General features: G+C 52.9%; 27 protein-coding genes and 3 tRNA genes. 23 read left to right on the top strand and 7 right to left on the bottom strand.

The window, feature by feature from the left end:
- Positions 1-15 precede the first annotated feature (15 nt).
- Positions 16-130, bottom strand: a tRNA-Lys gene (locus F7C38_07730).
- 160 nt (positions 131-290) lie between these two features.
- Here F7C38_07730 and F7C38_07725 point away from each other — a divergent pair.
- The 7 genes from F7C38_07725 (at position 291) to F7C38_07695 (ending at position 9,312) form a co-directional block, all read left to right on the top strand.
- Positions 291-551 carry a DNA-directed RNA polymerase subunit H gene (locus F7C38_07725; GenBank protein ID MCE4601427.1) on the top strand — a complete coding sequence of 87 codons (261 nt, stop codon included), beginning with the start codon at positions 291-293 and terminating at the stop codon, positions 549-551.
- 20 nt (positions 552-571) lie between these two features.
- A complete protein-coding gene (locus F7C38_07720; GenBank protein MCE4601426.1) occupies positions 572-4,111 on the top strand; it encodes a DNA-directed RNA polymerase subunit B in 3,540 nt (1,179 codons plus the stop codon).
- A 13-nt stretch (positions 4,112-4,124) separates the two neighbouring features.
- Positions 4,125-6,773, top strand: a complete 2,649-nt coding sequence (gene rpoA1, locus F7C38_07715) for a DNA-directed RNA polymerase subunit A' (protein ID MCE4601425.1) — start codon at positions 4,125-4,127, stop codon at positions 6,771-6,773.
- A gap of 13 nt (positions 6,774-6,786) precedes the next feature.
- Positions 6,787-8,022: a DNA-directed RNA polymerase subunit A'' gene (gene rpoA2 / locus F7C38_07710; protein ID MCE4601424.1), complete on the top strand. Its 1,236-nt coding sequence runs from the start codon at positions 6,787-6,789 to the stop codon at positions 8,020-8,022.
- Between the two features lie 20 nt (positions 8,023-8,042).
- Positions 8,043-8,345 carry a 50S ribosomal protein L30e gene (locus tag F7C38_07705; GenBank protein ID MCE4601423.1) on the top strand — a complete coding sequence of 101 codons (303 nt, stop codon included), beginning with the start codon at positions 8,043-8,045 and terminating at the stop codon, positions 8,343-8,345.
- A gap of 11 nt (positions 8,346-8,356) precedes the next feature.
- The gene (locus F7C38_07700; GenBank protein ID MCE4601422.1) at positions 8,357-8,788 is read left to right on the top strand and encodes a NusA-like transcription termination signal-binding factor; all 432 of its coding nucleotides are present in this window, start codon (positions 8,357-8,359) and stop codon (positions 8,786-8,788) included.
- 80 nt (positions 8,789-8,868) lie between these two features.
- Positions 8,869-9,312 (top strand): 30S ribosomal protein S12, encoded by a 444-nt coding sequence (locus F7C38_07695; protein MCE4601421.1) that lies wholly within the window; start codon positions 8,869-8,871, stop codon positions 9,310-9,312.
- Positions 9,313-9,343: 31 nt separating this feature from the next.
- On the opposite strand, the gene F7C38_07690 is transcribed toward F7C38_07695, so the two are convergent.
- Positions 9,344-9,841: a DUF151 domain-containing protein gene (locus F7C38_07690; protein MCE4601420.1), complete on the bottom strand. Its 498-nt coding sequence runs from the start codon at positions 9,839-9,841 to the stop codon at positions 9,344-9,346.
- A 148-nt stretch (positions 9,842-9,989) separates the two neighbouring features.
- Here F7C38_07690 and F7C38_07685 point away from each other — a divergent pair, with 148 nt between their 5' ends.
- From F7C38_07685 to F7C38_07670, 4 genes are all read left to right on the top strand, one after another.
- A complete protein-coding gene (locus F7C38_07685) occupies positions 9,990-10,601 on the top strand; it encodes a 30S ribosomal protein S7 (GenBank protein MCE4601419.1) in 612 nt (203 codons plus the stop codon).
- Between the two features lie 93 nt (positions 10,602-10,694).
- On the top strand, positions 10,695-12,008 hold the full coding sequence (gene tuf, locus F7C38_07680) for a translation elongation factor EF-1 subunit alpha (GenBank protein MCE4601418.1): 1,314 nt from the start codon (positions 10,695-10,697) through the stop codon (positions 12,006-12,008).
- 138 nt (positions 12,009-12,146) lie between these two features.
- Entirely contained in the window at positions 12,147-12,461 is a 315-nt protein-coding gene (rpsJ, locus tag F7C38_07675) for a 30S ribosomal protein S10 (GenBank protein MCE4601417.1), read from the top strand.
- 85 nt (positions 12,462-12,546) lie between these two features.
- Positions 12,547-12,635, top strand: a tRNA-Ser gene (locus F7C38_07670).
- A gap of 15 nt (positions 12,636-12,650) precedes the next feature.
- Here the strand turns inward: F7C38_07670 and F7C38_07665 are convergent.
- On the bottom strand, positions 12,651-13,298 hold the full coding sequence (locus tag F7C38_07665) for an MBL fold metallo-hydrolase (protein MCE4601416.1): 648 nt from the start codon (positions 13,296-13,298) through the stop codon (positions 12,651-12,653).
- 91 nt (positions 13,299-13,389) lie between these two features.
- On the opposite strand from F7C38_07665, the gene pgk reads away from it, so the two are divergent.
- The 4 genes from pgk to F7C38_07645 all read left to right on the top strand — a co-directional run bounded on the left by pgk (position 13,390) and on the right by F7C38_07645 (position 17,419).
- Positions 13,390-14,643, top strand: a complete 1,254-nt coding sequence (gene pgk, locus F7C38_07660) for a phosphoglycerate kinase (protein MCE4601415.1) — start codon at positions 13,390-13,392, stop codon at positions 14,641-14,643.
- Positions 14,640-15,668, top strand: coding sequence for a type II glyceraldehyde-3-phosphate dehydrogenase (locus F7C38_07655; protein MCE4601414.1), 1,029 nt, complete (start codon positions 14,640-14,642; stop codon positions 15,666-15,668). The genes pgk and F7C38_07655 overlap by 4 nt, the downstream gene beginning before the upstream one ends.
- A gap of 90 nt (positions 15,669-15,758) precedes the next feature.
- Positions 15,759-16,967 carry a PLP-dependent aminotransferase family protein gene (locus F7C38_07650; GenBank protein ID MCE4601413.1) on the top strand — a complete coding sequence of 403 codons (1,209 nt, stop codon included), beginning with the start codon at positions 15,759-15,761 and terminating at the stop codon, positions 16,965-16,967.
- A 53-nt stretch (positions 16,968-17,020) separates the two neighbouring features.
- Positions 17,021-17,419 (top strand): helix-turn-helix domain-containing protein, encoded by a 399-nt coding sequence (locus F7C38_07645; protein MCE4601412.1) that lies wholly within the window; start codon positions 17,021-17,023, stop codon positions 17,417-17,419.
- Here the strand turns inward: F7C38_07645 and F7C38_07640 are convergent.
- The gene (locus tag F7C38_07640; protein ID MCE4601411.1) at positions 17,403-17,792 is read right to left on the bottom strand and encodes a hypothetical protein; all 390 of its coding nucleotides are present in this window, start codon (positions 17,790-17,792) and stop codon (positions 17,403-17,405) included. The two genes, F7C38_07645 and F7C38_07640, sit on opposite strands and share 17 nt — an antisense overlap.
- Positions 17,793-17,870: 78 nt before the next feature.
- Between F7C38_07640 and F7C38_07635 the strand changes: the two genes are divergently transcribed.
- The 4 genes from F7C38_07635 to F7C38_07620 all read left to right on the top strand — a co-directional run bounded on the left by F7C38_07635 (position 17,871) and on the right by F7C38_07620 (position 20,431).
- Positions 17,871-18,524, top strand: a complete 654-nt coding sequence (locus tag F7C38_07635; GenBank protein ID MCE4601410.1) for an RNA ligase partner protein — start codon at positions 17,871-17,873, stop codon at positions 18,522-18,524.
- Positions 18,525-18,779: 255 nt separating this feature from the next.
- A tRNA-Thr gene (locus F7C38_07630) sits at positions 18,780-18,883 on the top strand.
- A 69-nt stretch (positions 18,884-18,952) separates the two neighbouring features.
- The gene (locus F7C38_07625) at positions 18,953-19,483 is read left to right on the top strand and encodes a cob(I)yrinic acid a,c-diamide adenosyltransferase (protein ID MCE4601409.1); all 531 of its coding nucleotides are present in this window, start codon (positions 18,953-18,955) and stop codon (positions 19,481-19,483) included.
- A 156-nt stretch (positions 19,484-19,639) separates the two neighbouring features.
- Complete coding sequence (locus F7C38_07620) at positions 19,640-20,431, top strand: DNA polymerase sliding clamp (protein ID MCE4601408.1); 792 nt, start codon at positions 19,640-19,642, stop codon at positions 20,429-20,431.
- Here F7C38_07620 and lysS read toward each other — a convergent pair.
- On the bottom strand, positions 20,420-22,048 hold the full coding sequence (gene lysS / locus F7C38_07615) for a lysine--tRNA ligase (protein MCE4601407.1): 1,629 nt from the start codon (positions 22,046-22,048) through the stop codon (positions 20,420-20,422). The two genes, F7C38_07620 and lysS, sit on opposite strands and share 12 nt — an antisense overlap.
- An 87-nt stretch (positions 22,049-22,135) precedes the next feature.
- On the opposite strand from lysS, the gene F7C38_07610 reads away from it, so the two are divergent.
- From F7C38_07610 to F7C38_07600, 3 genes are read left to right on the top strand one after another with little or no spacing between them, the layout of a single operon-like run.
- A complete protein-coding gene (locus F7C38_07610; protein MCE4601406.1) occupies positions 22,136-22,993 on the top strand; it encodes a geranylgeranylglycerol-phosphate geranylgeranyltransferase in 858 nt (285 codons plus the stop codon).
- Between the two features lie 6 nt (positions 22,994-22,999).
- Positions 23,000-23,683 carry a methylenetetrahydrofolate reductase gene (locus F7C38_07605; protein ID MCE4601405.1) on the top strand — a complete coding sequence of 228 codons (684 nt, stop codon included), beginning with the start codon at positions 23,000-23,002 and terminating at the stop codon, positions 23,681-23,683.
- On the top strand, positions 23,680-24,834 hold the full coding sequence (locus F7C38_07600; GenBank protein MCE4601404.1) for an NAD(P)/FAD-dependent oxidoreductase: 1,155 nt from the start codon (positions 23,680-23,682) through the stop codon (positions 24,832-24,834). Before F7C38_07605 ends, F7C38_07600 begins: the two co-directional genes overlap by 4 nt.
- A 32-nt stretch (positions 24,835-24,866) precedes the next feature.
- Here F7C38_07600 and yciH read toward each other — a convergent pair whose 3' ends face one another.
- The gene (gene yciH, locus F7C38_07595) at positions 24,867-25,172 is read right to left on the bottom strand and encodes a stress response translation initiation inhibitor YciH (protein MCE4601403.1); all 306 of its coding nucleotides are present in this window, start codon (positions 25,170-25,172) and stop codon (positions 24,867-24,869) included.
- A gap of 117 nt (positions 25,173-25,289) precedes the next feature.
- Between yciH and F7C38_07590 the strand changes: the two genes are divergently transcribed.
- Positions 25,290-25,511, top strand: coding sequence for a hypothetical protein (locus F7C38_07590; protein ID MCE4601402.1), 222 nt, complete (start codon positions 25,290-25,292; stop codon positions 25,509-25,511).
- Here F7C38_07590 and speB read toward each other — a convergent pair.
- A complete protein-coding gene (gene speB, locus F7C38_07585) occupies positions 25,508-26,449 on the bottom strand; it encodes an agmatinase (GenBank protein MCE4601401.1) in 942 nt (313 codons plus the stop codon). The genes F7C38_07590 and speB overlap by 4 nt on opposite strands.
- Positions 26,450-26,481 lie beyond the last annotated feature (32 nt).

Below are 26,481 nucleotides of genomic sequence, written 5' to 3'. Positions count from 1 at the left end.
TCGGTGTGGTGTTTGTGGCGGGCCCGCCGGGATTTGAACCCGGGACCTACGGGTATCTTCCCCTGGGGGCCAGGACCCAGTCTACCCCCGCTAAAAGCCCGCCGCTCTCTCCAGGCTGAGCTACGGGCCCATATCCTTCTCAGAGTGGTCTGTGTGTTAGGGGTTAAAACTCCTACCCATAGCACTGTCTCGGTAGCTACCGTTGCTAGAGAACCGGAATATGCACGAAAAGGCTATAAGAACCGTTTGGCACCCCCCAACTTTGCGAGTATGTAGGGGGCTTGTAGAGGTTGCCATCCAGGGCTAGGAGGAAGGTCAGCAAGAAGATACTGGAGCATGAACTCGTTCCTAAACACGAGGTGTTGTCATTCGAGGAAGCCACAGAGGTCTTGCGTAGACTAGGCATCGCCCCTAATAGACTACCCTCTATTAGTGTCAACGACCCCATCGTGCAACTCCTAGGAGCCAAGCCGGGAGACATTATACGTATAACTAGGCGATCCCCCACCGCTGGAGAAGCGGTATATTATCGGATAGTTGTAGCCTTCTAGACGCTGGGGGTGCGAATAAGATGTCGGTAGAGTCTAACGGTAATAGCCTAGAGGATGCCACTTACATAACGCCGGAAGATCTATGGATTCTATTTCGCTCCTATTTGTTGAGTATGGGTTTAGCGAAGCAACACATAGCATCATATAACCAGTTGGTTGATCATAAAATACAGGAGATGATTAATGATATAGGAGAGATAACCCCTGCTTGGCGGATGGCGCGTAGGCGTCGTACCCCTATACCCCCCGTAGCCTTACCTGACGTTAGGATAAAGCTGGGAAAGGTGGTTATGGGTATACCTGAGGCCAGGGGGGCCGGATATACGACTAGGATCTACCCGCTCGACTGTAGGATGCGGAATCTATCCTATACGGCTCCTCTCTATGTCGAAGCATCTCTCATAATAAATGGAGTCCAGAAGGAAAAGCAGCTAGTCAAGATAGCCGACTTTCCGGTCATGGTGAAGTCCGAGATCGACCCAATATCTAAGCTGTCGGAATTTGAGCTGATAAGCATTGGCGAGGACCCGTACGACCCTGGAGGGTATTTTATAATAAATGGTAGCGAGAAGGTAATAGTTGTCCAGGAGGATCTCGCGGTCAACAGGATTATTGTAGGCCCCGCCGTAGCTGGGACAGCAAAGATAACTCACAGCGCCAAGGTAGTTTCGACCATGCTAGGAGTCAGGAGACAGGTTATAGTAGACCGGATGAGCGACGGTAGTTTAGAAGTCTCGATTTCCCGGTTGAACGCTAGGATCCCGTTTGTTGTCTTGATGAGGGCTCTCGGCGTAGTTGAAGAGCCCAGAATCGCGTTTTCCGTATCAGCGGACCCCGACATACATAGGGAACTCATAACTAGCTTCGAGAAGGTCTCGGCGACTATAACAACCCAGGAGGAGGCCCTGGAGTACATCGGCAATAGGTTAGCCAGTGGACAGCCCCGCGAAAAGAGGATTGAACGGGCCCTAGAGTTCCTGGACACCCAGTTCCTACCACATCTCGGCAACAAGCCAGAGGATAGGGTTAAGAAGGCCTTCTACCTGGCCGAGATGGCTAACAGGGTTCTACAGCTATACCTGGGCAAGAGGGAGGCCGACGATAAGGACCACTATGCGAATAAGAGGCTGAGGCTAGCCGGAGACCTGCTGGCTGAGATACTCAGGGAGGCGTTGAATAGTTTCGTGTACTCAGTGGAACAACAACTAGAGAGGCTACTGACCCAGAGGCCCGTCAACACCCTTCGCTTATCCCATCTCATTAGGCCGGATGTAATCACGGATAAACTGAGGACAGCGCTTGCCACAGGCAACTGGGGCCGCGACAGGACCGGTGTGAGCCAGGCCCTAGATAGGACAAACTGGATAAGTCTTCATAGCCACTTGAGGAGGGTCATATCCCCCCTAAGCAGGGGACAGGTCCACCTGGAAGCCAGAGACCTCCATGGAACCCATTGGGCTCGCCTCTGTCCATTCGAGACTCCAGAGGGGATAAACTGTGGTCTAGTCAAGAACCTGGCCCTCTTAGCTTATATCTCGGTTGGGATCCCGGAGGAGGAGATCGAGGAGCTACTCTATGAAATGGGGGTTGTGCCTATAAAGGAGGTCGTTGAGGAAGCGGTCGAATCGGGCGAGCCTCCAGAGGTCATGGAGTACGGAGCCAAGGTCTTCCTAAACGGTAGACCCGTAGGATTCCACCCCGACGGCGAGAAACTAGTGAAGGAGCTGCGCTCGCTGAGGAGAAAAGGCAAGCTGCACTATGAGGTCAACGTAGCCCACATCCAGTCCGAGTACTACAACGAGGTCTACGTCAATACCGATGAAGGGAGGCTTATGAGGCCTCTCATAGTCGTCGAGAATGGGAAACCCAAGCTAACTAAAAGCCACGTTGAGAAACTAGCTAAAGGTGAAATCAGCTTTTGGGACCTAGTTAGAGAGGGTGTGATAGAGCTTCTAGACCCGGACGAAGAGGAGAACGCATACATAGCAGAGTTCCCATGGGAGGTTACAGAGGAGCACACGCACTTAGAGTTATGGGTTCACGGGATCGTCGGCGTAGCAGCCGCTACGATCCCGTATCTAGAGCACAACCAGAGCCCAAGAAACACTTACCAGTCGGCGATGGCGAAACAGGCCCTAGGTTTGTATGCATTAAACTTCAAGTATAGAGCTGATAGCCACTCATACCTACTCCACTATCCCCAAAAACCGATTGTCCAGACAAGGACGTTAGACCTCATAGGCTATAATGAAAGACCTGCCGGGCAGAACGTGGTCGTAGCGCTTATGGCCTATATGGGATATAACATGGAGGACGCACTCGTCTTTAACAAATCAAGCGTGGACTTTGGCCTGGCAAGAGCGCATTTCTTCAGGGTCTATACTGCAGTGCAGAACCTCTACGCGGGAGGCGCCATGGACGAGATAAGAATACCCGAGCCAAACCTGCTAGACCACAAGGGAGACGAGTTCTACAAGAAACTAGGGCCGGACGGGATAGTAGAGCCCGAAGTCGAGGTCGAGGGTGGCGACGTCCTGATAGGAAGGGTGAGCCCGCCCAGGTTCATCGGTGAAGAGAGAGTCATGGTCTCGACCGCCCTAGTCAGGAGAGACACTAGCATACAGCTACGCTACGGCGAGAGGGGCATAGTTGACACGGTTGTTCTCACCCAGAACCTGGAGGGGTTCAAGCTGGTCAAAGTGAGGGTTCGGGAACAGAGGATACCGGAGATAGGGGATAAATTCGCCAGCAGGCACGGACAGAAGGGCGTTATAGGTATATTGTTACCACGGTATGACCTCCCCTATACAGAGGACGGTATAGTCCCCGACATAATACTCAACCCCCACGCGATCCCATCTAGAATGACCGTGGGGCAACTCCTGGAAACAATCGCGGGCAAGGCAGGGGCTCTAATGGCTAGATACATCGATGGCACGCCATTCTACAAGGAGAACATAGATGGGCTAAGGATTGAGCTCTTGAAGCGTGGCTACGACCCCAACGCGCGTGAAGTAATGTACGATGGCAGGACCGGTAAAAGGATCGAAAAACCGATTACAATTGGTGTGACCTTCTACCAGAGGCTTTACCACATGGTATCGGACAAGATGCATGCCAGGGCTACGGGGAAGGTGCAGCTACTTACTAGACAGCCTACAGAGGGTAAAGCTAGACAGGGCGGACTCAGGTTCGGTGAAATGGAGAGGGATTGCCTGATAGGCCATGGCGCAACCGCTCTATTGAGGGATAGAATGCTGTTCAACAGCGACAAGTACGAGATGCTGGTATGCAATAAGTGCGGCCATATAGCGTGGTACAATGCCCGGAGAGGAGTATACGAGTGCCCCATCCACGAGGAAGACGGCGATATCAAGCCGGTTATAGTACCTTATGCCTTCAAGCTGCTCCTACAGGAGATAACCAGCATGTTCATAAAACCGAAGCTCGTTGTCTTAAGCAAGATAGACATCTTAAACAAGCTGCCAGGTTTCAGCCTATCGATGCTGCAACGCGGCATGGCGAGGAATGGCGATGGCACGCGTGGAAGCTCGGGCTAGGGGGGTGGTCTAGATGAGCGAGGAAAGGTTCATACTGTCCGGGATAAAATTCGGTGCCCTGCCACCCTTCGAGATCTCCCGGATGGCTAGGGTAACTATAACGAGGCCAGAGCTCTATGAGTCGGATGGAACCCCCGTAATGGGAGGACCCAGAGATCCGCACTTCGGGGCAATAGAACCGGGTGAGGTATGCCCGGTATGCGGTAACAGGAGAGACAATTGCCCCGGGCACTTCGGAAAGATAGACCTAGCTAGGCCCGTTTTAATTCCCTATTACTCTGACCACGTCAATGCAGTTCTACAGGGGACCTGCCGCTCATGTAGTAGGATACTGATACCTGAGGAACAGGCCAAGAGACAGCTCAGGATACTTAGGACTCTCAAGTCCAAGTGGCCTCAGCTGGCTAAGAACTTCGTGAGAGAGGTTAGAAAACAGGCCGCGCAGAATTCTATTTGCCCCTATTGCGGCGCGAAGCAATACAGGATTAGATACATCAGGCCTGTAGTTTTCTACGAGGAAAGGCCTGAGGGAGAGATCAGGCTGACCCCGATAGAGATAAGAGATAGGCTTGAGAAGGTGCGCAACGAGGATGCAGAGCTACTCGGTCTAGATCCAGAGGCCGCTAGACCCGAGTGGATGGTCGCCACGGTACTCCCAGTCCCTCCACTATCGGTTAGACCCCCTATAACGCTTGAAACAGGGCTTAAGTCGGAGGACGACCTGACTCATGCCTTGGTCGAGATAATCCGGCAGAACGAGAGGCTGAAACACTACCTCACTACGAGCGCTCCAGAAACCATGGTTGAGGACGCCTGGATAGCCCTGCAGCACATGATAGCTGCTTACATCGATAACGAGTTGCCAAACGTGTTTGTTCTACAGCACAGGGGCGGTAGGCCCTTAAAAACCCTGGCCCAGAGGCTAAAGGGTAAGGAGGGCAGGCTCAGAGGCAATCTCTCCGGGAAAAGAGTAAACTACTCCGCTAGAACAGTCATCAGCCCAGATCCAGAGATAAGCATTAACGAGGTTGGGGTTCCAAAGGAAATCGCCATGGTCCTAACCTATCCTCTAAAGGTGACGCCAGAGAATATAGAAGAGGCTAGGAGATACATCTTAAACGGGCCCTACAAGTGGCCTGGCGCCACCTATCTAGTCAAGGCCCGGACTAAGACGAAGATAGACTTGAGGTATCACAAGAACCATAAGCAGCTCGCCGAGACGCTAGAAGTAGGAGACATTGTAGAGAGACACCTACTAGATGGGGACATAGTACTCTTCAACAGGCAGCCCAGCCTACATAGAATGTCAATCCTGGCGCACAGGGCTAGGATAATGCCCGGTAAGACTTTCAGGCTCAACCCACTCGTATGCCCGCCATACAACGCTGACTTCGACGGAGACGAGATGAACCTTCACGTGCCTAGGATCGAGGAGGCGATTGCTGAAGCCGAAGAGATACTCTTGGTCGAGAAGAACATAAAGACTCCTAGGTACGGTGGGCCAATAATAGGTGGTCGCCAAGACTATATCAGTGGAGCCTACCTAATGACTGTGAAAACTAGGCTCTTCACCGAGGATGAGATACTAGAGTTATTATCGAAGGCGGGATACAAGGGAGACCTACCGGAGCCCGCCATTCTATATCCACAACGTCTGTGGACCGGCAAGCAACTGGTGAGCCTCTTCCTCCCAAAGGACTTTTCATACGAGGGTAAGTCTAAGATCAACGCAGGACCCTTGTCATGCGACAGCCACGACTGCTTCCACGATTCATACATAGTAATCCGCGGAGGCAAGTTGCTTGAGGGAGTCTTCGACAAGAACGCTATGGGGGCAGAGCAACCCAACAACGTGATACACACGATAGCTCTCGAATACGGCGATGCTAAGGCGCGAGAACTCCTAGACACCCTCTACAAGGCATTCATAAAAATGCTAGAGCTACGCGGTTTGACACTGAGCCTATCAGACGTTGACATCCCCGAGGAGGCTAGAAAGGAGATAGAGAAACTCATAGAGGAGGCTAGAGTCGAGATTGCAGAGATGATAGAACAGCTCCGGAAAGGCCAGCTGGAGCCCATACCGGGGAGAACGCCAGAAGAGAGCCTCGAAATAAAGATAATTAACAGGCTCCAAGAACTGTTTAGGAAGTCCCAGGAAGTGGCTGTAAACTATATGGACCCATTCAACGATGTCTTCATAATGGCGAGAACAGGGGCAAGGGGGAGCGAGACCAACATAGCCCAGATGGTCGCAATGCTTGGACAGCAAGTCGTTAGAGGGAGAAGAATCCACAGGGGCTTTAGAAAACGCACGCTAGCACACTTCAAGGAAGACGATCTATCACCAGAGGCTAAAGGCTTTGTTAAAGGCAACTTCCGCTACGGTCTAAAGCCAACCGAGGTATTCTTCCACGCGGCGGCCGGTAGAGAGGGGCTCGTCGATACCGCTGTTAAGACGAGTCAAAGCGGCTACATGCAGAGGAGGCTCATAAATGCATTAAACGACATAGTTGTGCTCCACGATGGCACAGTACGGGATGCCTACGGGAACCTGATCCAGGTAAAATACGGGGAAGACGGCGTCGATCCCATGAAGACCTATCACGGGGACCCCGTCGATATAGACAGGCTAATCGAGAAATACGCGCATGTAAAATGAGGTGATCTTGGAAATGGTATATAATATATTCACGGAAAATCTCGGGGAGCTCGCGTCCATAGCAGAACAGATACTTCCACGCAAGAAGATGGAGGAACTCAAGGAAAAGGTACTGGATAATGAGAAGCTAACGGAAAAACAGAAGGTCATGATAGTGAGAGATGCAATACTAACGTATCTCAGGGCGATGGTACAGCCCGGCGAGCCTGTTGGAACGGTGGCGGCCCAGTCTATAGGCGAGCCTGGAACTCAGATGACCTTGAGGACGTTCCACTATGCTGGCATAGTAGAGTTCGACGTTACACTTGGTCTCCCCAGGCTCATAGAGATCGTCGACGCCAGAAGAGAGCCCTCAACCCCCATGATGACGATATATCTCGATGAAAAGTACAAGTATGACCTGGAGAAGGCCAGGGAGATAGCCAGAAGGATCCAATACACGGTCTTAGACGCTGTGGTAAGCGAGATAGAATATTATCAGGGGAGCAATGAGTTCTCAATAGTCCTTGATCCAGACCAATTGGAGGATAAAGGAGTAACCGTTGAGAAGATCGTAGAGGCTCTTGAGAGGAGTAAAATAGGGGAGGTCGAAACCACGGAGGATCCATACGTGATTAAAGTGATTGTTTCCGAGAAGCTACTACCCCCCGAGTACTACTACGATCCCGGCGTGTACCGAGAGATAGAGGCTAAGATAAGGAAGATCTACTTGAAGGGGATCAAGGGAATTAGGAGGGCCATCATACAGGCCGAAGAGAAGGAAGTAAATGGAGAAAAGGTAAAGGAGTATTACATCGTAACAGAGGGTAGCAATCTAGCCGAGGTGCTGAGAATAAGGGGCGTCGACCACACCAAGACCACGACGAACAACATACATGAGATAGCAGAGGTCTTGGGGATCGAGGCCGCGAGAAACGCTATTATAAGAGAGATAATAAACGTACTGCAGCAATCCGGTCTCGACGTCGACATACGCCACATAATGCTCGTTGCAGACATGATGACCTTCACAGGAAAGGTTAGACAGATCGGCCGGCTAGGCATAGCCGGCGAGAAGGAAAGCCCGCTAGCACGAGCCGTATTCGAGGTCACAGTAAAGAACTTCTACGACGCTGCCGCCACAGGCGAATACGAGAGGCTCATCGGAGTATCAGAAAAGACTATAATTGGCCAGCCACCGCCTTTGGGCACAGGCCTCGTAGTGTGGCTAAGATCCCGCGGTGCGAAGAGACAGGAGAGACGTAGCTAGCTAGTTGAGGTGGGTGAGGCATGGCGCTGTCTATAGAGAGGGAGTTGAGGAATCTAATCCGGACAGGCAACTACGTGCTAGGAACCAAGCAAACCCTGAAACTGCTAAAGCTTGGCAAGGCAAAGGTGGTTATAATGGCTAAAAACACGCCGCCCGAGATAAGAGAACGCGTTAGATACTACGCGAGGCTGGGCAACGTACCAGTAATAGAGTATGAGGGTACAAGCGATGAGCTAGGCCACGTGCTGGGCAAGCCCTTCGTCGTATCTCTTATCGGCGTTATAGATGAGGGCTCCTCCAAGATACTAGAGTTGATAGCATAGGAGGGCCAGACATGGCGGGAGAGAGAATAACGCCCGAGGAACTCCGCTATCTGTCCATACTGGAGGAGCTGACTGGGGCGCTCGGTATAAGATGTATAATAGACGATGAAAACAATAGACTAATATTCTTAGTAAAGGAGACCGACGTTGGGAAGGCCATCGGCAAGGGAGGCAAGAACGTGAAGCTCATGAGAGTATTACTGAAAAAGAACATAGAGATTGTCCCCTATGGTGACGATCTAGAATCTATGGTCAGAAACCTATTCCCCTCGGTCAAGATACTCGGGATAGACGTCAGCGAGAGAAACGGGGAGAAACAGGTAACGGTACGCGTCGCAGAAGAGGATAAGGGCAAGGCCATCGGGAAAGAGGGTAGAAATATAAAGAGGGCCAGGCTAGTCCTTCAGAAGCTGTACGGTATCTCGTCGGTAGTTGTAAGGTAGTATATAAACACCCGGGGCAGTGCCACCCCACTAGTTTTTAAAGACCAGGGCTCCCAGAATGCTCGGGGGTAACGGTAGGCATGACGGGTAAAAAGTCGCCAGTAGGGCTCTTCGCGGCTAGAAAGCTCAGGAGGAAGAGGATGAAGTTCAGGTGGAGCCAGCTAGAGTTCAAGAGGAGGCGTCTAGGACTAAAGAAGAAATACGATCCACTAGAAGGGGCGCCTATGGCTAGGGGTATAGTCCTGGAAAAAGTAGGAGTCGAGGCCAGGCAGCCAAACTCAGCGCTTCGAAAGTGTGTCCGCGTACAGTTGGTTAAGAATAAGAAGGTAGTTACAGCTTTCGTCCCACGGGACGGAGGAATCCTATACATAGACGAGCACGACGAGGTGATAATAGAGGGTATAGGGGGGCCAAGAGGCCGTTCTATGGGTGACATCCCAGGAGTTAGGTACAAGGTAGTGATGGTTAATGGTGTATCTCTGAAGGCGCTATGGCTTGGGAAGAAGCAGAAGCCCAGGCGGTAGAATAAAGCGGCTCGCAGGATCCAGTGAGTATCTAGTATGGGGCTCCATACTCTTCTTCGCCACTATTATCCTCGTCTAACTCGCTTGATATCTCTACGAGCTCCTGTGTGACATAGATGGGCTTGCCCGATATGGTTGCCAGGTATACGGCGTGGCTTGGTATCATCTTTATAGTCACGTGGAGCCCGTCTGATTCGAAGTGCGCGGTAGCGGTGTAGACGCCTGTAGCCTCGTCGTATTCGTCTATAACAACTTTATCCAGGCTGGCTTCTATCATATCCCTGAAGTCATTGTGGAAGGCTAGCAGGGAGAAGATGCTTTGTCTCCTAGGGGGCGGGTCTCCCTTCCGGATCATTTCAAGGGCTTCTATAACCTCCGGCGGTACATAGTACATTTCAAAGATCTCTCCGTTTTCTAGGTATAATCTAAGCCCGACCGGATACCGCTCCTGATTCCCGATTACTATGTAGTCCTCGTCGTTGCTATACACTACTTGGTATATTGGCGCGACATCGACTACCCTATACATCTCACCCAACAGCGGCCCACCTACATCTAAGCCCTAAGAGCCCCAACCGGGGCTTATCAACTAAATCCTTCAGCCGGGTCTCCACGGGACCGAGGATAGCTTATAAAGGTCTAGGATGCGACGGAATCCCAAGGGGTGCTAGAGAGGAGTGTCAGCTACGAACGTAGAGCTGCCAGAGGACGTGGAGGTAAGAGCCGATACTATCAGGTTGTTCGGTAAGTGGAGCTGGGTAGGAGTAGAGGTCAAAGACCCAGGCCTCAAAAGATACATAAGCCTTAGACCCATATGGATCCCGCACACCGGCGGGCGCCACGAGCACAGGCGGTTCGCGAAAAGCCAGGTCCCTATAGTTGAGAGGCTGATAAACCAGCTTATGAGGCCGGGCAGGAATGGAGGCAAGAAACACCTAGCATACAATATAGTCAGGGTCGCCTTCGATATAATATACCTTGAAACTGGCGAGAACCCCATACAAGTCCTCGTCAAGGCTATAGAGAACGCGGCTCCCAGAGAAGAGACTACTAGGATAGTATACGGTGGTATAACCTATAGGGTATCCGTAGACGTGTCGCCGCAGAGGAGAGTAGACCTCGCCCTCAGGTTCCTAGCGGAGGGAGCCAGGAACTGCGCCTTCAACAATCCCAAGCCCATAGAGGAGTGTCTAGCCCAGGAGATAATACTGGCTAGCAGGAGCGATCCACAGAGTCATGCCATAAGGCAGAAGGAGGAGATAGAGAGGATAGCTCTAAGCTCTAGGTAATCCCACATCTCTTCCCCGAAGCGGTGGCTTTTTAACTCCTTATTATACCAGACTCCTAATGGCTCTAGATGGAGCTACGGGGTGTAGAAGGGAATGCCCGAGAAACCACACATGAACCTGGTAGTAATCGGTCACGTCGACCACGGGAAAAGTACTCTAGTAGGCCACCTACTATTCCGTCTCGGCTTGGTAGACGAGAAGAAGCTAAAGGAGCTAGAGGAGCAGGCCAAGTCCAAGGGTAAGGAGAGCTTCAAGTTCGCATGGATTCTAGACAAAATGAAGGAAGAGAGGGACAGGGGTATAACGATTGACCTCACCTTCATGAAGTTCGAGACCAGGAACTACATCTTCACCATAATCGACGCGCCAGGCCACAGGGACTTCGTCAAGAACATGATTACGGGCGCTAGCCAGGCCGATGCCGCTATACTGGTGGTCTCGGCTAGGAAGGGAGAGTTCGAGGCTGGCATGAGCCCGGAGGGCCAGACCAGAGAGCACCTACTACTCGCAAAGACTATGGGTATCGAGCAGGTGATAGTCGCTGTAAACAAGATGGATGCCCCCGATGTCAACTACGACCAGAAGAGGTACGAGCAAATAGTCGGGATACTCAAGAAGTTCATGAAGGGACTAGGATTCAAGGTAGAAGGGATACCGTTCATCCCAGTAAGCGCCTGGAAGGGAGACAACCTCATCGAGAGAAGCCCCAACATGCCATGGTACAAGGGGCCAACACTCGTGGAGGCGCTAGACCAGCTGAAGCCTCCAGCGAAGCCCGTCGACAAGCCCCTACGTATACCCATACAGAACGTATACACCATACCCGGAGCGGGCACTGTGCCTGTAGGTAGAGTAGAAACCGGAGTACTGAGGGTAGGCGACAAGGTAGTATTCATGCCGCCGGGCGCGGTCGGAGAGGTCAGGAGTATACAGATGCACTACCAAGACCTAGAGAAGGCAGAGCCCGGCGACAACATCGGATTCGCCGTGAGGGGTGTAAGCAAGAACGATATAAGGAGGGGAGACGTCGCTGGTCACCTGGACAATCCGCCAACAGTGGCTGATGAGTTCACCGCCAGGATCTTCGTGATCTGGCACCCAAGCGCTATAGCACCAGGCTACACGCCGGTGATCCACGCGCACACAGCAAGCATATCAGCTAGGATGGTCGAGATACTCGCAAAGCTAGACCCTAGGACTGGCAAGGTCGTCGAGGAGAAACCACAGTTCCTGAAGCCGGGAGACGTCGCTATAGTAAGATTCAAGCCCGTGAAGCCAATGGTAGTAGAGAAATTCAGCGACTTCCCAGCACTGGGAAGATTCGCTATGAGAGACATGAACAGGACGATAGGAATCGGCATAATAACAGACGTCAAGCCGGCTCAGGTAGAGATCAGGAAGAAGTAGAGCCCTCCACAACCTTTATCCTCAAACCACAACACGCCCAAGCCTGGAACTGAACGCGTCTTTTCCAAACCCTCGCAACCCAACATTTACTTTATAATCCCGCCGGCAGATCCAATACGGGAGTGGTGGCGGATCGAGATGGCGTTCAAGATAAGGATATACCTGTGGAGCACCGATGTAAAGAGTCTACAGCAGGTCGTCGAGCAGATAAGGGAAATAGCTAAGAAGACGGGGGCACCGATAAAGGGACCCATACCACTACCAACCAAGAGACTGGAAGTCCCGATCTTCCGTCTACCACACGGGGAAGGAAGTAAATACTGGGAGCACTGGGAACTAAAGATACACAAGAGGATAATAGACCTGGCCGCCGATGAAAGAGTCCTGAGAAGACTCATGAGGATCCAGATCCCGAGGGACGTTAGGATAGAGATCAAGCAGATGCGGGGCTAGACTCCAAGTCCACACTCCTTGATCGTAATCTAGGCCCTGTAAATCCTAAAACCCCCACCGAGCATATCTTAGCCTGGACCTGGAAGCCGGGGTGCCCGAGCGGACCAAGGGGACGGGCTGGAGACCCGTTCCCCCTCACGGGGGGCGCGGGTTCGAATCCCGCCCCCGGCGCCATCTTTACCAGAAAGGTTACGTTACCGGAGGCGGCATTACAACGACAGTCGTCTTCTCCGGTAGATCGTGGCGTGTAATCTCTAGGAGTCTATCCTCCAGTCTTAGCCGTCTGGTCTTTGAAACCGAAAGGAACCTGTCCAACGGGTCTAAGGGTAGTGTAGAGTAGGGAGTCCAGAAGTGCATCGGGATTACAAGGGACGGGTTAACTAGCTGGATAAACTCCCATGCTTCATGCGCGTCTATGGTGTAGACCCCGCCCACAGGTATCATTATTATATGCGTGCCTAGAAGCTCCGCCAGGAGATCTTCTCCCGGTAAATGGCCTATATCTCCCAGATGGGCTAGCTTGAGGCCGTCAGCATCAATTATATAGACCGTGTTATCGCCGCGTAACTGCCCTCCACTCATGTCGTGGTAGGAAGAGAGGCCCTTGACTCGTAGGGGGCCTAGCTTGAAGTCCCCTCTCTGCCACTTCACGACCTTTTCAGCAGTCACCATTTCAACAGCGTTATGATCATAGTGGTTGTGGGTTACCAGTACAGCATCTGCCGCTATACGCGTCTCTGGAAGATTCAGGCTACCGCCGTCGTGAGGATCCAAGGCTATAGTGTAGCCCTTGTACTTGAGGGCGAAGTATGAGTGTCCGTACCACCTAATCTCCACGCTAGTCAAACCAGCCACCAGGATCTGCATGGCAAGGGGGACTACTAAATCTTAATTTACGGGTCGGCTCGTTTAGAATCCGGGGGTTCGGGTGCCACTCGAATATCTTGGTAGGAAAATAGGGTTTCTAGACGATGTTACTGTTAAAGAGAAGAAAGTGCTCCTACGCATCGACATTAACTCTCCAATAGACCCCAAGACAGGCGCGATATTAGACGACACCAGGTTCCAGGCACATGTCGCCACGATCAAGGACCTCCTAGACAGGAATGCTTCCATAGTGATGATGAGTCATCAAGGCAGGCCCACCAGCGACGACTTCACTAGACTAGACAAGCACGCCCAACTACTGTCAAGGCTACTAGGACGCAGGGTAGACTATGTACCGGATGTAATAGGCCCAGAAGCCATCAGGAAGATAAATTCGCTGGAGCCCGGAGACCTCCTACTACTAGATAACACAAGAATAATCTCCGAAGACTACGTTGAAGCGGACCCCGAAGTACACGCTAGAGGAATAATGGTTTCAACCCTTTCAAAGCACGTCGACATATATGTCAACGACGCGTTCGCCACCGCCCACAGAAGCCAGGCCAGCATAGTGGGATTCCCCCTTGCACTCCCAGGCGTGGCGGGTAGGCTCATGGAAAAAGAGATACGGGTGCTTTCAAGGATAATGTCAAGGGATGAAAGACCGAAAGTCTTCGTCCTAGGAGGAGCCAAGATAAAAGACACGATAAAAGTAATCAAGCACCTAGTAGACGCGAAGGTAGCCGACGAGATATTAACAACCGGGCTCGTCGGCCTCCTCCTACTACTGGTAGCTGGAGTCCGAATCGGCGACGCAGAGAAGATAGTTAAGAAGAAGGTCGATGAAGCGACCGTAGAGACTGCCAGGAAGCTAGTGGCTAGGGGAGCCCCGATAAGGACACCACTCGACTTCTATTCCGAAATAGATGGAGGCATCGAACTGGTTGACGCAAATAACATAGTTGGCGCGCCTAAGGACGTCGGCCCTTCTACAATAGAATACTATTCCTGGAAGATGAGGAATGCCAAGATAATAGTTATGAGGGGCCCTGCGGGCGTGATAGAAGACCCACGCTTCCGGCGTGGTACAAGGGAACTCGTAGAGAACGCGTTAAAGTCGAAGGCTTACGTGGTATTCGGCGGGGGGCACTTCAACTCGATACTAAACGAGATACCAGGGGAACTAAAGAAACGAGTCGGCCATATAAGTACTGGGGGCGGCGCCCTCCTATACTTCCTATCAGGGCGAAAGCTGCCAGGATTAGAATCTTTAGCCATATCCTATGAGAGGTACATAGCGGGTGCTAGGGGATGAGTGTAAAGGTAGGGATCAACGGGTATGGCACCATAGGGAAGAGAATAGCAACAGCAGTCCTCAAGACCCCGGGTCTCGAACTAGTAGGTGTAGTCAAGAGGACGCCCGACTACTCAGCTTTCCAAGCCACCAGCCTAGGCATAGAGGTCTACGCGCCCGACGAGCCGGCCGCTGGCAAGTTCAAGGAGTCGGGCCTAGAGGTGGCGGGAACCCTAACGGAGTTGCTCGACAAGGTCGATTTAATCGTGGACGCCACGCCGGGCGGTGTAGGAGCCAAGTATAAACCCGTCTATGAGAAGGCAAACGTAAAGGCCATATATCAAGGCGGCGAGAAGAGCGATGTAGCCGAGATATCCTTTAGCAGCCTGTGCAACTATGAGGACGCGCTGGGTAAGGCTAGCGTGCGCGTGGTTTCATGTAACACGACCGGGCTACTCAGAACGATTTGTACCCTCAACAATGCCTTCGGCGTGGAAAAAGTGAGAGCCACTATAGTTAGGAGGGCCGCTGACCCTAAGGAGATAAAGAGGGGTCCCGTCAACAGCATAGTCTTGAACCCGCCGAAACTGCCTAGCCACCATGCGCTAGACGTGAAGAGCGTCCTGCCATGGCTTGACATATGGACCTCGGCCCTAGTAGTCCCCACGACCCTCATGCATGTCCACAGCCTCTTGATAACTCTCAAGGGAGAGGCTTCGAGAGAAGAGGTCCTTGCAGCATTGAGGGATGCTCCTAGGATTATGCTCGTCTCGTCCGAGAAATCCGGGATAAAGTCCACAGCCCAACTCGTTGAGGCTGCCCGCGAGGTACGCCACCGCTATGACATCCCCGAGCTCGTGATCTTCGAGGATTCCGTGCATATAGAGGGGAAGGAGCTAGTGTTATTCCAGGCGGTACACCAGGAATCAATAGTTGTGCCCGAGAATATAGATGCCATCAAGGCTATGAGCGGCCTTGAAACCGATAGGAATAGGGCTATAAAGAGTACGGACGAGGTGCTGGGTCTAACCAAGAGTCTATGGTGATGGAGAGGGATCCCACGGCTCTCACACTTATCTTGATATGCGCTATGTTCTTTTATTTCCCCTTAACCACTTAAGCGATGGTGGATTCTCGTGGATGGATATAGGAGATTTACCTCCAAGAGAGCGTCATTGTTCAAGGCATCAGAGATAAGAGAGTTACTGAAGCTCACCGAGGGGAAGAACGTTATCAGCTTAGCAGGCGGTTTACCAGATCCATCCGTCTTTGATGCGAGGTTGGCCGACCTAACTAGGGAGCTATTGGTCAAGGAGAGGGAGAGGGTACTCCAGTATTCACCCACCTCTGGTGTGACAGCTTTCAGAGAGGTGCTCAAGGACTTCGCCAGGGAAAAGCGGGTTAAGGTTGCTGACGACGACGAGGTGGTAGTGACTACGGGGAGCCAGGAGGCACTGTTTCTGCTAGCGAGGATACTCGTAGATCCAGGCGATATAGTTATAGTCGAAGAGCCCACGTACCTAGCCGCGGTCAATGTATTCAAAGAGCACGGAGCTGTATTCGAAGCAGTACCGCTGGATAGCGAGGGCATGCAGACTGATATACTGGAGGAGAAGCTCAAGACCCTAAAGAAAGAGGGCAAGAAGCCCAAGCTAGTCTATCTAGTACCTACATCTCAAAACCCAAGCGGGTCTACTATGAGCCAGGAGAGGAGAAAGCACGTAGTCGAGCTGGCAGAGGAGTACGACCTCCTAGTCATCGAAGATGATCCCTATAGCTTCTTCACTTTCGAGCCAATAAACGTAGACTATCTGAAAACACTGGACAACAGTGGAAGGGTAATCTATATCTCGTCGTTTAGCAAGATACTAGCACCCGGTCTCAGGATAGGCTGGATACTGGGGCCAAGGGATCTTATGGCGTATGTAGAGCTGGCTAAGCAGGGGGTGGATCTCCATTCCTCGACTCTCTCCCAGTATATAATAATGGAGGCTATAAAGAGGGGCATCGTAGACGACACCATAGAGAGGGCTAGATCAATCTACAAGGCCAAGAGAGATGCCATGATGGATGCGCTAGACGAATACATGACGGGTTTAGCGGAGTGGACGAGGCCCGTCGGCGGCTTCTTCACGATGGTATACGTGAAGGGAGAGATAGATATGAAGAGCCTGATGGTCGAGGCTGTGGAGAAGTATAGGGTCGCCTATGTCCCGGGGGAGAGCTTCTTCCCAGTAAGTAAGAAGAAGAACACGATGCGCCTCAACTACAGCTTCCCATCAATAGAGGAGATCAAGGAAGGCGTAAAGAGGGTGGCCTCTCTAGTAAAGGATAAGCTCGGGTAGATGAGCTAACCCCGCTTTTTACCTTCCAGGCAAACTATCAGCCGGGATAGGCTTTGGAAGACAGGTGCCAAGGCGTATCGCTAATCGGCCCAAAGACTAGAAGGAGGATCATAGAACAGCTATCGCTAAGCCTAAGCTACAGACAATTGGCCAGTAGCCTGGGCGTGACGCCTTCCGCGATACACAAGTACCTCACGGGGAGGTCAACCCCCCGCGATGAAATCATGTGTAGGGCGATCGATCTAGCTGGAGACCTCGGTTTAGCCGAGATCGGGGAAATCATTATGGAAGACTTGGCAAAAGAGCTGGAAGCACTGCTCGAAAAACTCGTCAAAAGCGACCTAGTAGCTCCAAGCCATGTAATAGGGTTGTCGGATGTGGTTGGTAGAGTGAAGCTAGCTATGGTCGCGGGAATGAGGGCCAGGCCTGCCTGGCTTAGGGGGTCCCGGTGAGTCTCAGAATCCTCCAATAGTCGCCGGCTTCGACGAGCCATGTCGCGAGTAGCCTGGCTATGAAGAGCCTGGCCTCGTCCCTGTTCAGATTATAGCCTAGTCTAGCCATGGCTTCCAGGGCTATGTCTGGGTCTATCCTATCAGCAAGCTTCTCTGTTAGAATATCTATTAGGTCGAGTGCAGCGACCTTGGCCTTCCCAGACAAGACGTCTTCCAGCAGCTTGTAGTCGTTGTTGCTTAACATGGCTTTCTCTACAAGGTCCTCCCTCTTCCTACTCCTAGCTATCTTCCAGTACTCGAAGAGGGGTCTATAGTCGCCGGCTAGCCGCCCCGAGGCGAAGGGAGGCAGCTTCTCTCTTCCCTGGCTAGTCAACCGGTGATGGCACCAAGTAGCCAATAATTAAGTCGTGTAGGGGTAATATAGTGGTGAGGATATTGAGGTGGCGCTGAATTGGATATCTTCGTGCTTGACACCACCAGCGTCACTGAAGCAAGGCTAAGGCAAGCCCTAGGGAGAAACAATCTAGAAGAGGTAGTCATAGAGATAGCGTCACTCATAAGGGAAGCCCGGTTATTGCTTAAGGCTAGATTCTACATGACTCCATCAACGTGGAGTGAGCTGAGGAGGATACTCATTGGGAACTCGGTCAGCTTAAACGCCATCCAGGAACTCGCGGCGTGGATAACCGTCAAAGCCCCGGACAAACTTTCACTGCACATACCAGCCAGCGTCTTCTCAGAGTACGTAGCCGACATAAGGAGGCGGCTCTATAAGGGGCTGAGGGTCGCTGAGACGGCTGTCAGGAAAGCCGCTAGAGAATGCCCAGAGCCCGAAAGCGGGTGCATCGGCAACGCAATCAGGGACCTGAGAGACAGGTACAGAGAGGCCACCCGTAAAGGCCTAGTAGACAGCGTGGAGGACCTGGACACTATCTTGTTGGCGATGGAGCTTAAGGGCATAATAGTCACTAGCGACGCTGGCATAAAAAGACTGGGAGAGCAGCTCGGCATAATCGTGGTAGACCCGGCAGACTTTGTAAACATGCTGAGAAGGATGCTCTCCTCGGTGAAATCAAAGCCCTCCTCCAGAGAGAAACCCGGGTGAAGTAGCCTACTTATCTGTGCATGTAAAAGTCAAGTAGCTGTAGGATTCTATTATAGTCCCCACGTCAACTAAACGCTCCACCATTACTTTACAAGCCGAGTATACCGTTACGATTACGAGAGAACCTCAAGGCGACCGATAAACGCCACTACAGGCCATCTACTAGGGTGATAGACGCCCGGGTATAACCAGCGATGATCTCGACGGGAAACGGTTATTATCGCCTAACTCATAACCCCTCATTTAATCCTGGGAGCCGCCGTAGCTCAGCGGTAGAGCGCCGGCCTCGTAACGGTCAGCAAGGCTCCGAGTCGCGGGATAGCCGGTGGTCGCGGGTTCGAATCCCGCCGGCGGCTCCAACAAGCCCCTTTCATTATACCCAGATTATAATATGGCGTATTTCCCTCGTATTGGGAACGGTGATCTTAATGGTACGCATCTACACGAGAACAGGTGACGACGGCACAACATTCTGCGCGGCACTAGGTACGAGGGTCGCCAAGACTCATCCCCTAATAGAATTCATGGGTGCGATCGATGAAGCCAACTCCCTGCTAGGATATGCTAGGATCGCGTGTAGCGATACCGTTGGAGATGCGCTTAGAAGGTTCCAGAGGCTGCTTTTCAGGATTGGCTTCTCTCTATCAGGGTATAATAGGATAACCGAGGAGGATGTAAAGGCCCTTGAAAAGATAACCGACGACTATATGAAAAACGTCGACTTAAAGGGCTTCATACTACCCGGCGGCTCTGAGTGCAGCGCGCGTATACATGTAGCTAGGACTGTTGTTAGGAGGGCGGAGAGACGGCTGGTGGCCGTTATCGAGTCGGGAGTCGAGGTCAAAGCTGGTAAGGATTCTATGATGATGGCGTTGAAGGCCTTAAACAGGCTCAGCGACGCCCTCTTCGCTATGGCCACGGCGCTCCAGGCCGAGGAGGGCGAGCTCGAATACCTGTAGCTATTTAGAGGGGGCCTCTCGGGGTCGGTTCCTCCCCATACACAGGGGTTTTGTCGGGCGATGGCGTATTCTTCATCGGCCCTCCAAGAAGCCTTCATAATAGAACAAGTAACCCTATAAAGAATAATAGCATACACGATAGCATGGGGATGGGTTTTGGCTGAGACGCTAGAGGCTTCGATAGAGGATGTGGTTGCTACCCTGAGATACCCGGATTCGAAGAGTTTTAGGGAGTTTGTAGAGGCCCTCTCAAAGATCCTAGACGAGGCCCGGTTCGAGATAGGTAGGGATGGAGTCAGGGTAGCTGGCATGGACCCGGCTAAGATAGCCTATATAGAGATATGGATGCCCCAGGACTCGTTCCTTGAATACAGCATTGACGAGACTCGGGAATCCGTCTACATGGGCGTGAGGCTGGAGTCCCTTGTAAACGCGCTAAAGAAGGGGAAGAAGGGTGAATCGGTGCTCTTCAAGGTATCAGACGACAAGATATTCATCCAGGTAGAGAGCGCCGTCGTCAAAAGGTTCCTCCTACCCAACATCGAGGTATTCATCGACGTACCAGAGAATCTAACCCTTGAACACGACGTTGAAGCTAGCGTAATAGCCGAGGCTGTCAAGAGGGCTATAAAGGATGTGGAGGTCGTGGGCAAGGATGTAGAGTTCGAGGCCGAGGAGGGGAAACTTGTTATACGCGCCAAGGCCGAGACGAGAGCACGCGTGGAGGCGGTGCTTCAAGAGGGAGTGTCGAGCGCATTACTCTTTCTTGAGGTAAGGAAGCCGTCTGTAAGCGTCTACGAGGTATCTTACCTCAAGAACGTGCTAAACCTGACTAAGATAGCCGAGGCCGTCGACATCAAGTTCTCAAGCGAGAGGCCCTTGGAGATGGTGTTCAAGAGCCCCGACGGCAGCAGGGTCCGCTACCTGCTTGCACCATCAATCGCTTAAACCAGCAGCCTCCCTAAGCCTCTCCAATACGAACTCCTTGGGTAACAGCGATAAGAGCGGCGCGGCCCTGGGCCCCCTATCCTCTCCGACGAATACCCTATAGAATTCCCTATAGAACTCCCGCCTCTCGCGCCCCGATAACCCGGTGGTCGCCTCGATCATAGCCTCCTTTATCTTATCCTCACGCCACTCCTCCAGGGTTTCAAGCCTGTCGGCGAGCCTAGAGAATATAGCCTTGTACTTTAGGGATGCTGCCACGGCTTCGTCCAGCTTGTCTAGTATCTTGACCCGGAGGCTACTAGGCGCGTATAGTTCGACCCACCTCCTAGCCTTCTCCAACAAGCCCTTAATCCACTCTATACTATACTCGTCGGCGTCCATTGGCAGGTGACCGGTCCTTCTAAGCCTGGCTAGAGCCTCGTCGACCTTCTCCCGGGGTACTAGCTGGGCTAGGATGGCTGCATGGGTATAGGGCACCTGGGCTGGTAGCCTATCGGGTATCTTCCCGGGATGGCTTAACTCGTATGTCCTCTTCAGGTAAGCGTCGTCCTCGCCGTCCTCCACGCCGAAGTATATTCTCTCGGCTCGATAGTATTGCTCATAGTACTGTGGTATCTGGCCGGGATCCACTACGATCTTCCTCCTCGGAGGCACTAGGAAGTATAGGAACCGGAGTATCTGGGGGTGGGCGACCTCAAGCCATTCCCTAGGCGTGATGCCGGTGAAGCCGCTACTAGACATGTCGGTCTCCTTACCGCCAACACGCAGACCCACCCACTCGTACCACTCGCCCAGTGGGGGCTCGTAATCGAATACTACCCGGGATATCTCGACACAGCTATCCCTGCTACCGCCTGGGGTCGCATGGTCCTTACCGTAGGGCTCGAAATCCACTGAGAGGACCTTCCACACGCCCGCCCACTCAATCCTCCAGTTAAGCTTCGATTCGCTGACATCGGCTACGCCCTTATAGCCGCAGTACTTGCAGACGTACTCTACCCTCCCGTCATCGCGGACGCTTAAGGCCTTGGTAGAATCGATCCTGCCACAGGAGCCACACCTGGGTTCCACGGGGATCCAGTCTTCGGGGTAAGGCTTCCTGCCCCGGTACTTGTTGATTACGTCTCTCACAAGCTCCCTCTTGGGTAGAACTTCCTCAAGTATCAGCTTCCTGAAGGGACCCCTGTACAGGTCTCCAGTGGTTACGATCTCTATCCTGCCATCAGTGAATTCGCCTATATAGGGGCCGAAGTCGCTCCAGAAGTGGTCGATCCAGTTCCTGTGGCATCCCTTAGGGTCTGGCACGTCTTCAAGGGGCCAGCCCACATACCTCCTGGCCTCCTCTGGATCCGGGAACTGCCTCCTTTGACCCTCCTTCCCCTTCCACGGATCCACGGTATAGAGAGTTAGGAGTTGTCTAACCCTGTAGCCTCTCTTCTCTAGCTCCCTCCTTAGGGCTTCACCTAACAGGATCTCGCCGCGGAGCCTCCCGATGTGCTGGAGCCCGGATACGCTCAACCCCCCGTTTATGGTTATGATGCCCTTCCTAGCGTAGCGTTCCTTGAGGGCTTCCTCGATCCTCTCAACCAGCTCGTCGAACCAGTGCCTCTCCTCCAAGCCCAGTACCCCACCGTCACGATGTGGACTGCTATCCTATAATTTTACCCTAGGCTGGATCCCTTGCATTAAAGTGGCTGGGCAGGATTGAACCGTATCAAAGAGTGCTTAAGGCTGGTGAGGATAGCCAATAGCCTCATGGTGGGCTTAGCGGTACTCGTGGGCCTAGCGATTGTAACTAGAGGCGACTTGCTGGGACTAGGCGTTAAGGCACTGGCTCTAGCCTACATAACAGGTTGCTGCGTCTCCGCTAGCTCCATGGTCCTCAACGATATAGTAGATGTGGAGATCGACCGTGTAAACCAGCCCAATAGGCCCCTGGTGGCCGGCACCATAAGCGCGAGGACCGCGTGGCTATGCTATCTAGCGACGAGCACCGCAGGCATAACGGCCTCACTATTGCTGGGCCCGTGGCCCCTGGTGGTGGCGGTATTGGGGTGGCTTGTCGGCAGCGTATACGACGTCTGGGGTAAGAGGAGCGGATTTCCAGGCAACCTGATGGTCGCCTTCTCCACGTCTCTTCCCTTCCCATACGCCATGGCGGTCGCTGGCGTTTGGACACCGACTATAACAGTGTTCTGGGTCATGGTGTTCCTAACAGTACTCGGGAGGGAGATAGCAAAGGACATAGCCGATGTAGAGGGTGATAGGAGGGCCGGAGCGCGCACCCTCCCGATAATACTCGGAGAGGGTCCCTCTTCGATCATAGCAGGAGCACTTTACCTGGCGGCGGTACTGCTAAGCCCTCTCCCGGTATACTGGCATGCAGTCCACCCCCTCGCCTACACCATCTTCGTGGCGGTTGTAGACGCGATACTAATCTATGAAGCGCTACGGCTAGCCAGGAACCACTCCAGGGAAATGATATACGTCCACAAGAGAAACATACTCCTAGCGATGCTACTGGGGCTACTAGGTTTCATGGCGGGCTCGATCGCGGGGTAACGGGGCTTGGAGCTGATAGCAGAGCTAGACCCGCCCAGAGATAAGAGGCTACTGCTGGAGCTAGCCACAGCTATATCAAGATACTACGATTGGATCGACATACCCGACGCCCCCCTAGGCAAGCCCAACTATAATTCACCCGTAGTAGCGGCATACCTGAGGGCCAGGGGCTTCAGGGTCATAGCCCATCTTAGAGTCACAGATGTGAACACGATTGCAATCAAGACCATAACCAAGACCATAGGATCCCTCGGAGTAGAGAGGATAGTCTACCTCCGCGGCGATCCCCCACAGCAGGGAAGCACAGTGGGGGATATGAGTCCGGAAGAAGCGGTCTACTACGCTAGAACAAGGCCGGAAGCCCCCGAGCCCGGGCTCCTATTAAGCCTCAGGAAGCCCTGGGCAGAGATAGCCAAACGCTTGGAGGTGCCGGCGGGTTTCTACTTAGCCCTAAACTACGACTGGAGGAGCCGGTCTAACACTGGCCTCCTCTCCATGACTGTTGATAAAGCCCACGAGGCGGGCAAGAAAGTATACCTCTACCTGGTGGCAGGGAAAGGCGGTTGCAGCGAAGTACCTCGCCTCGTCAGCGGGCTGGAGGACTTAATGGATGGAGTCATAGTGTCATCACCAATGGATAGGGAGTGTCTTGTCGAGCTGGGAAGGACTCTGAGGGAGGCCCTGGCTTGAAGATAGCAGTGGTAGGCGGGGGATTCGCGGGGCTACTATTCGCGTATAAGCTGGCTGCCAAAGGCTACGACGTAGACCTCTACGAAGAGCATTCAAGGGTCGGGTTCCCAAAGCACTGTACAGGCCTCGTATCCAGCCGGACAGTCGAGCTGATAGGGGAACCCGCGCAGAGGAATATAATATCCAGGTACAAGGGTGTCATTCTAGAAACCGGCTCCTCCAAGTGTGTAATAGAGACCATTGACGACGTGATAAAACTCGACAGGGTAGAGCTGGAAGAGGATTTAAGGAGGGAGGCAGAGGCCGGCGGAGCTAAGATCTACATGAAAACCAGAGTAGAATCGGTCAAACCCGACGGCAGCCTCTCTCTAGGAGGCCAGACCAGGACATACGACCTGGTGTTCCTAGCCGAGGGCATACACGGCAGGCTCCGGCATTCCCTCGGCCTAGAGTGGAGGCCCCTAACTACATACGGCTACAACATAGAGGTAGAAGCGCCTAATACAAGCGACAACAGCGAGTATATAGTGATCGAGTTCAGGAGAGGCCTCGCCGGGTTCGCTTGGAGGGTCCCTCTCCCCCGAGGGACCCTCTACGGAGCCCTATCACGGAACCCCAGGCAATCCAAGAGGATCCTTGAAGAGGCGATGCTAGGCGGTTCCCCAGCCGATGTTTACGGCGGAGTCGTAGTCCATGGGCCTCCCCTAGAGAGGCCTAGACTGGGGAGGGTGGTTATTGTCGGCGATGCAGCGGGCCTCAACAAGCCCCTCACGGGCGGAGGCCTCTACCCGAATAGCCTCCTGGCGGACTTGATAGCCTCCCGCGACCTGGCTTCCGGGGACTATCATTTGATCGATGAGGCTACTTCAGAAGTTGTAGGCTTGTTGTCGAGGCAGTTCAGGATAGCGAGGGCTTATTACTCGTCGCCGGATAGGGGATATCGAGTCCTCGACGTGATCTTGCGGGGAGGCTTCTGCGAGTCCCTTAGTGGGAGGCTAACATACGACGGCCATGAGGCTCTCGTGAGCACGCTTCTATCGAGCCCGTCTAGGTTGTTCAAGCTTTTATTCAGGGTGTTATCGGAGGGGGTTTCAGGGGATGCGGGCGCGCTCCTAGCGTATTATTTGGGTTTAAAGAAGGCTAGGATGTGACCCTCTTTACTCTCACACCTTCCGGCTATGTCTTACTCTATGATTGTTATGTTCTCCTCGGGGAATCCGAGTTCCACCAGGATCTTCTTTGCGCGGTGCCTGTGGTCTCCCTGGAGCTCTATCCTACCGTTCTTTGCTGTACCTCCAGTCGCTAGCTTGCTCTTTAGGGTGCTTGCAAGTTTCCTCAAGTCGAATTCCTTCTCGTTAATCCCCTCGATTATGGTTACTTCTCTTCCGAACCGTCTTCTCTCGACCCTGATCTTTATGATCTGCTCCTCTGCAGAAAGCTGCTCGCATATCTCGGGCGGAAGGCCTCCGCACATCGAAAAGTCCGACATGGCCTTTGCTACCCACCTTTCCCTTCGCAATCCCATCTAATAGTTGCCTAAGGGATATAAGCCTTCGCCCGGCCCAGGTTTAAGCCCTGGACGTGACGCAGACGGGTGTGTACTGCGGTGAGTGGCTACGACTATGAATGGGGGGAGGAGGAAAGCCTCCCCTATGGTATAAGGGATAGGCCGGTATACTACATGTGTATTCGATGCGGCACCGTCATGAGTAGGGAGGAGCTCACGCAGTTCTCAGAGATGATGTGCAAGAACTGTGGCGGCAGGATATTCGTTAAACTGAGGCCCCCGCCGGAGACGCTTAAGAGGAGGAGGATCTACGCCGTCTAGTAGAGGATCCTAGGTATACTCTCTCCCCTCCTAACGAGGTTGTTAATGATAATCGTCTCTGCCAGTAGCCTACTGGCTAGGATACTGGTCGCCCCGCTAGGGTCGTAGGGTGGCGCGACCTCGACTAGATCGATTCCTGCTAGCCGATTATCGCTCGCCAACTCGTATAGTATAGTTGCTGCCTCCACCGGGTTGATTCCAAGTGCCTCGGGGTTGGCGACCCCGGGGGCGTAGGCTGGATCGAAGACATCCATGTCTATGGAGACGTATATGCTATCGCATGATGAGAGGGTCCCTCTGAGCTCGGCCGCGACGTTGGCTGGGCCGATTCTCTTCACGCTCAGGCTAGTCGCATAGTATATGCCCTTTCTACCTCTCGCGTAGTCTAGCTCTTCCCTCTCCCACGCTCTAACTCCGACATAGTAGAGTAGCTCCGCCATAGACCTGTCATAGATCCTCCTCATGACTGTCGCATGGCTTGTGCTGGCCCCGAGATACTCTCTGCGCAGGTCGAAGTGGGCGTCGAAGACAACTATACATGGACGCCTACCAGTCGAATCCACGAGCCCCTTTACCACGCCGTAGGTTATGGTGTGTTCCCCGCCTATGACAACGGGAATCTTACCCTCTGAGGAAACCTCCTGTATGAGGCTTGAGAGTCTGTCTAGCGTTGTATGGGGGTCTCCGTGCACCACGGCTAGGTCGCCCATATCCTCTATTGGAACATCGTATAGGTACGCTCCTTCGACCAGCATGCTATTCCACTCTATGTTATATGAGGCCCTCCTCACCTCACAGGGAGCGAACCGCTGTCCTGTACGGTAGGAGGACGTGGAGTCGAGAGGGACCCCCAGAATGGAGTAGAGTGGGTTCTCCGCCTCCCTGTGAGGTCCAAAATAGCATTCTCCCCTCCCTGTATAGAGGGCTCTGTAAGTCAAGTACTACACACCTCCAGGTGGCATACATGCTG

It is taken from the genome of Candidatus Thermodiscus eudorianus (assembly GCA_015521085.1).
Classification (GTDB): Archaea; Thermoproteota; Thermoprotei_A; order Sulfolobales; family Acidilobaceae; genus Thermodiscus; species Thermodiscus eudorianus.
The sequence above is the reverse complement of the archived record's forward strand: the minus strand, read 5'-3'. Positions and strand labels throughout refer to the sequence as shown.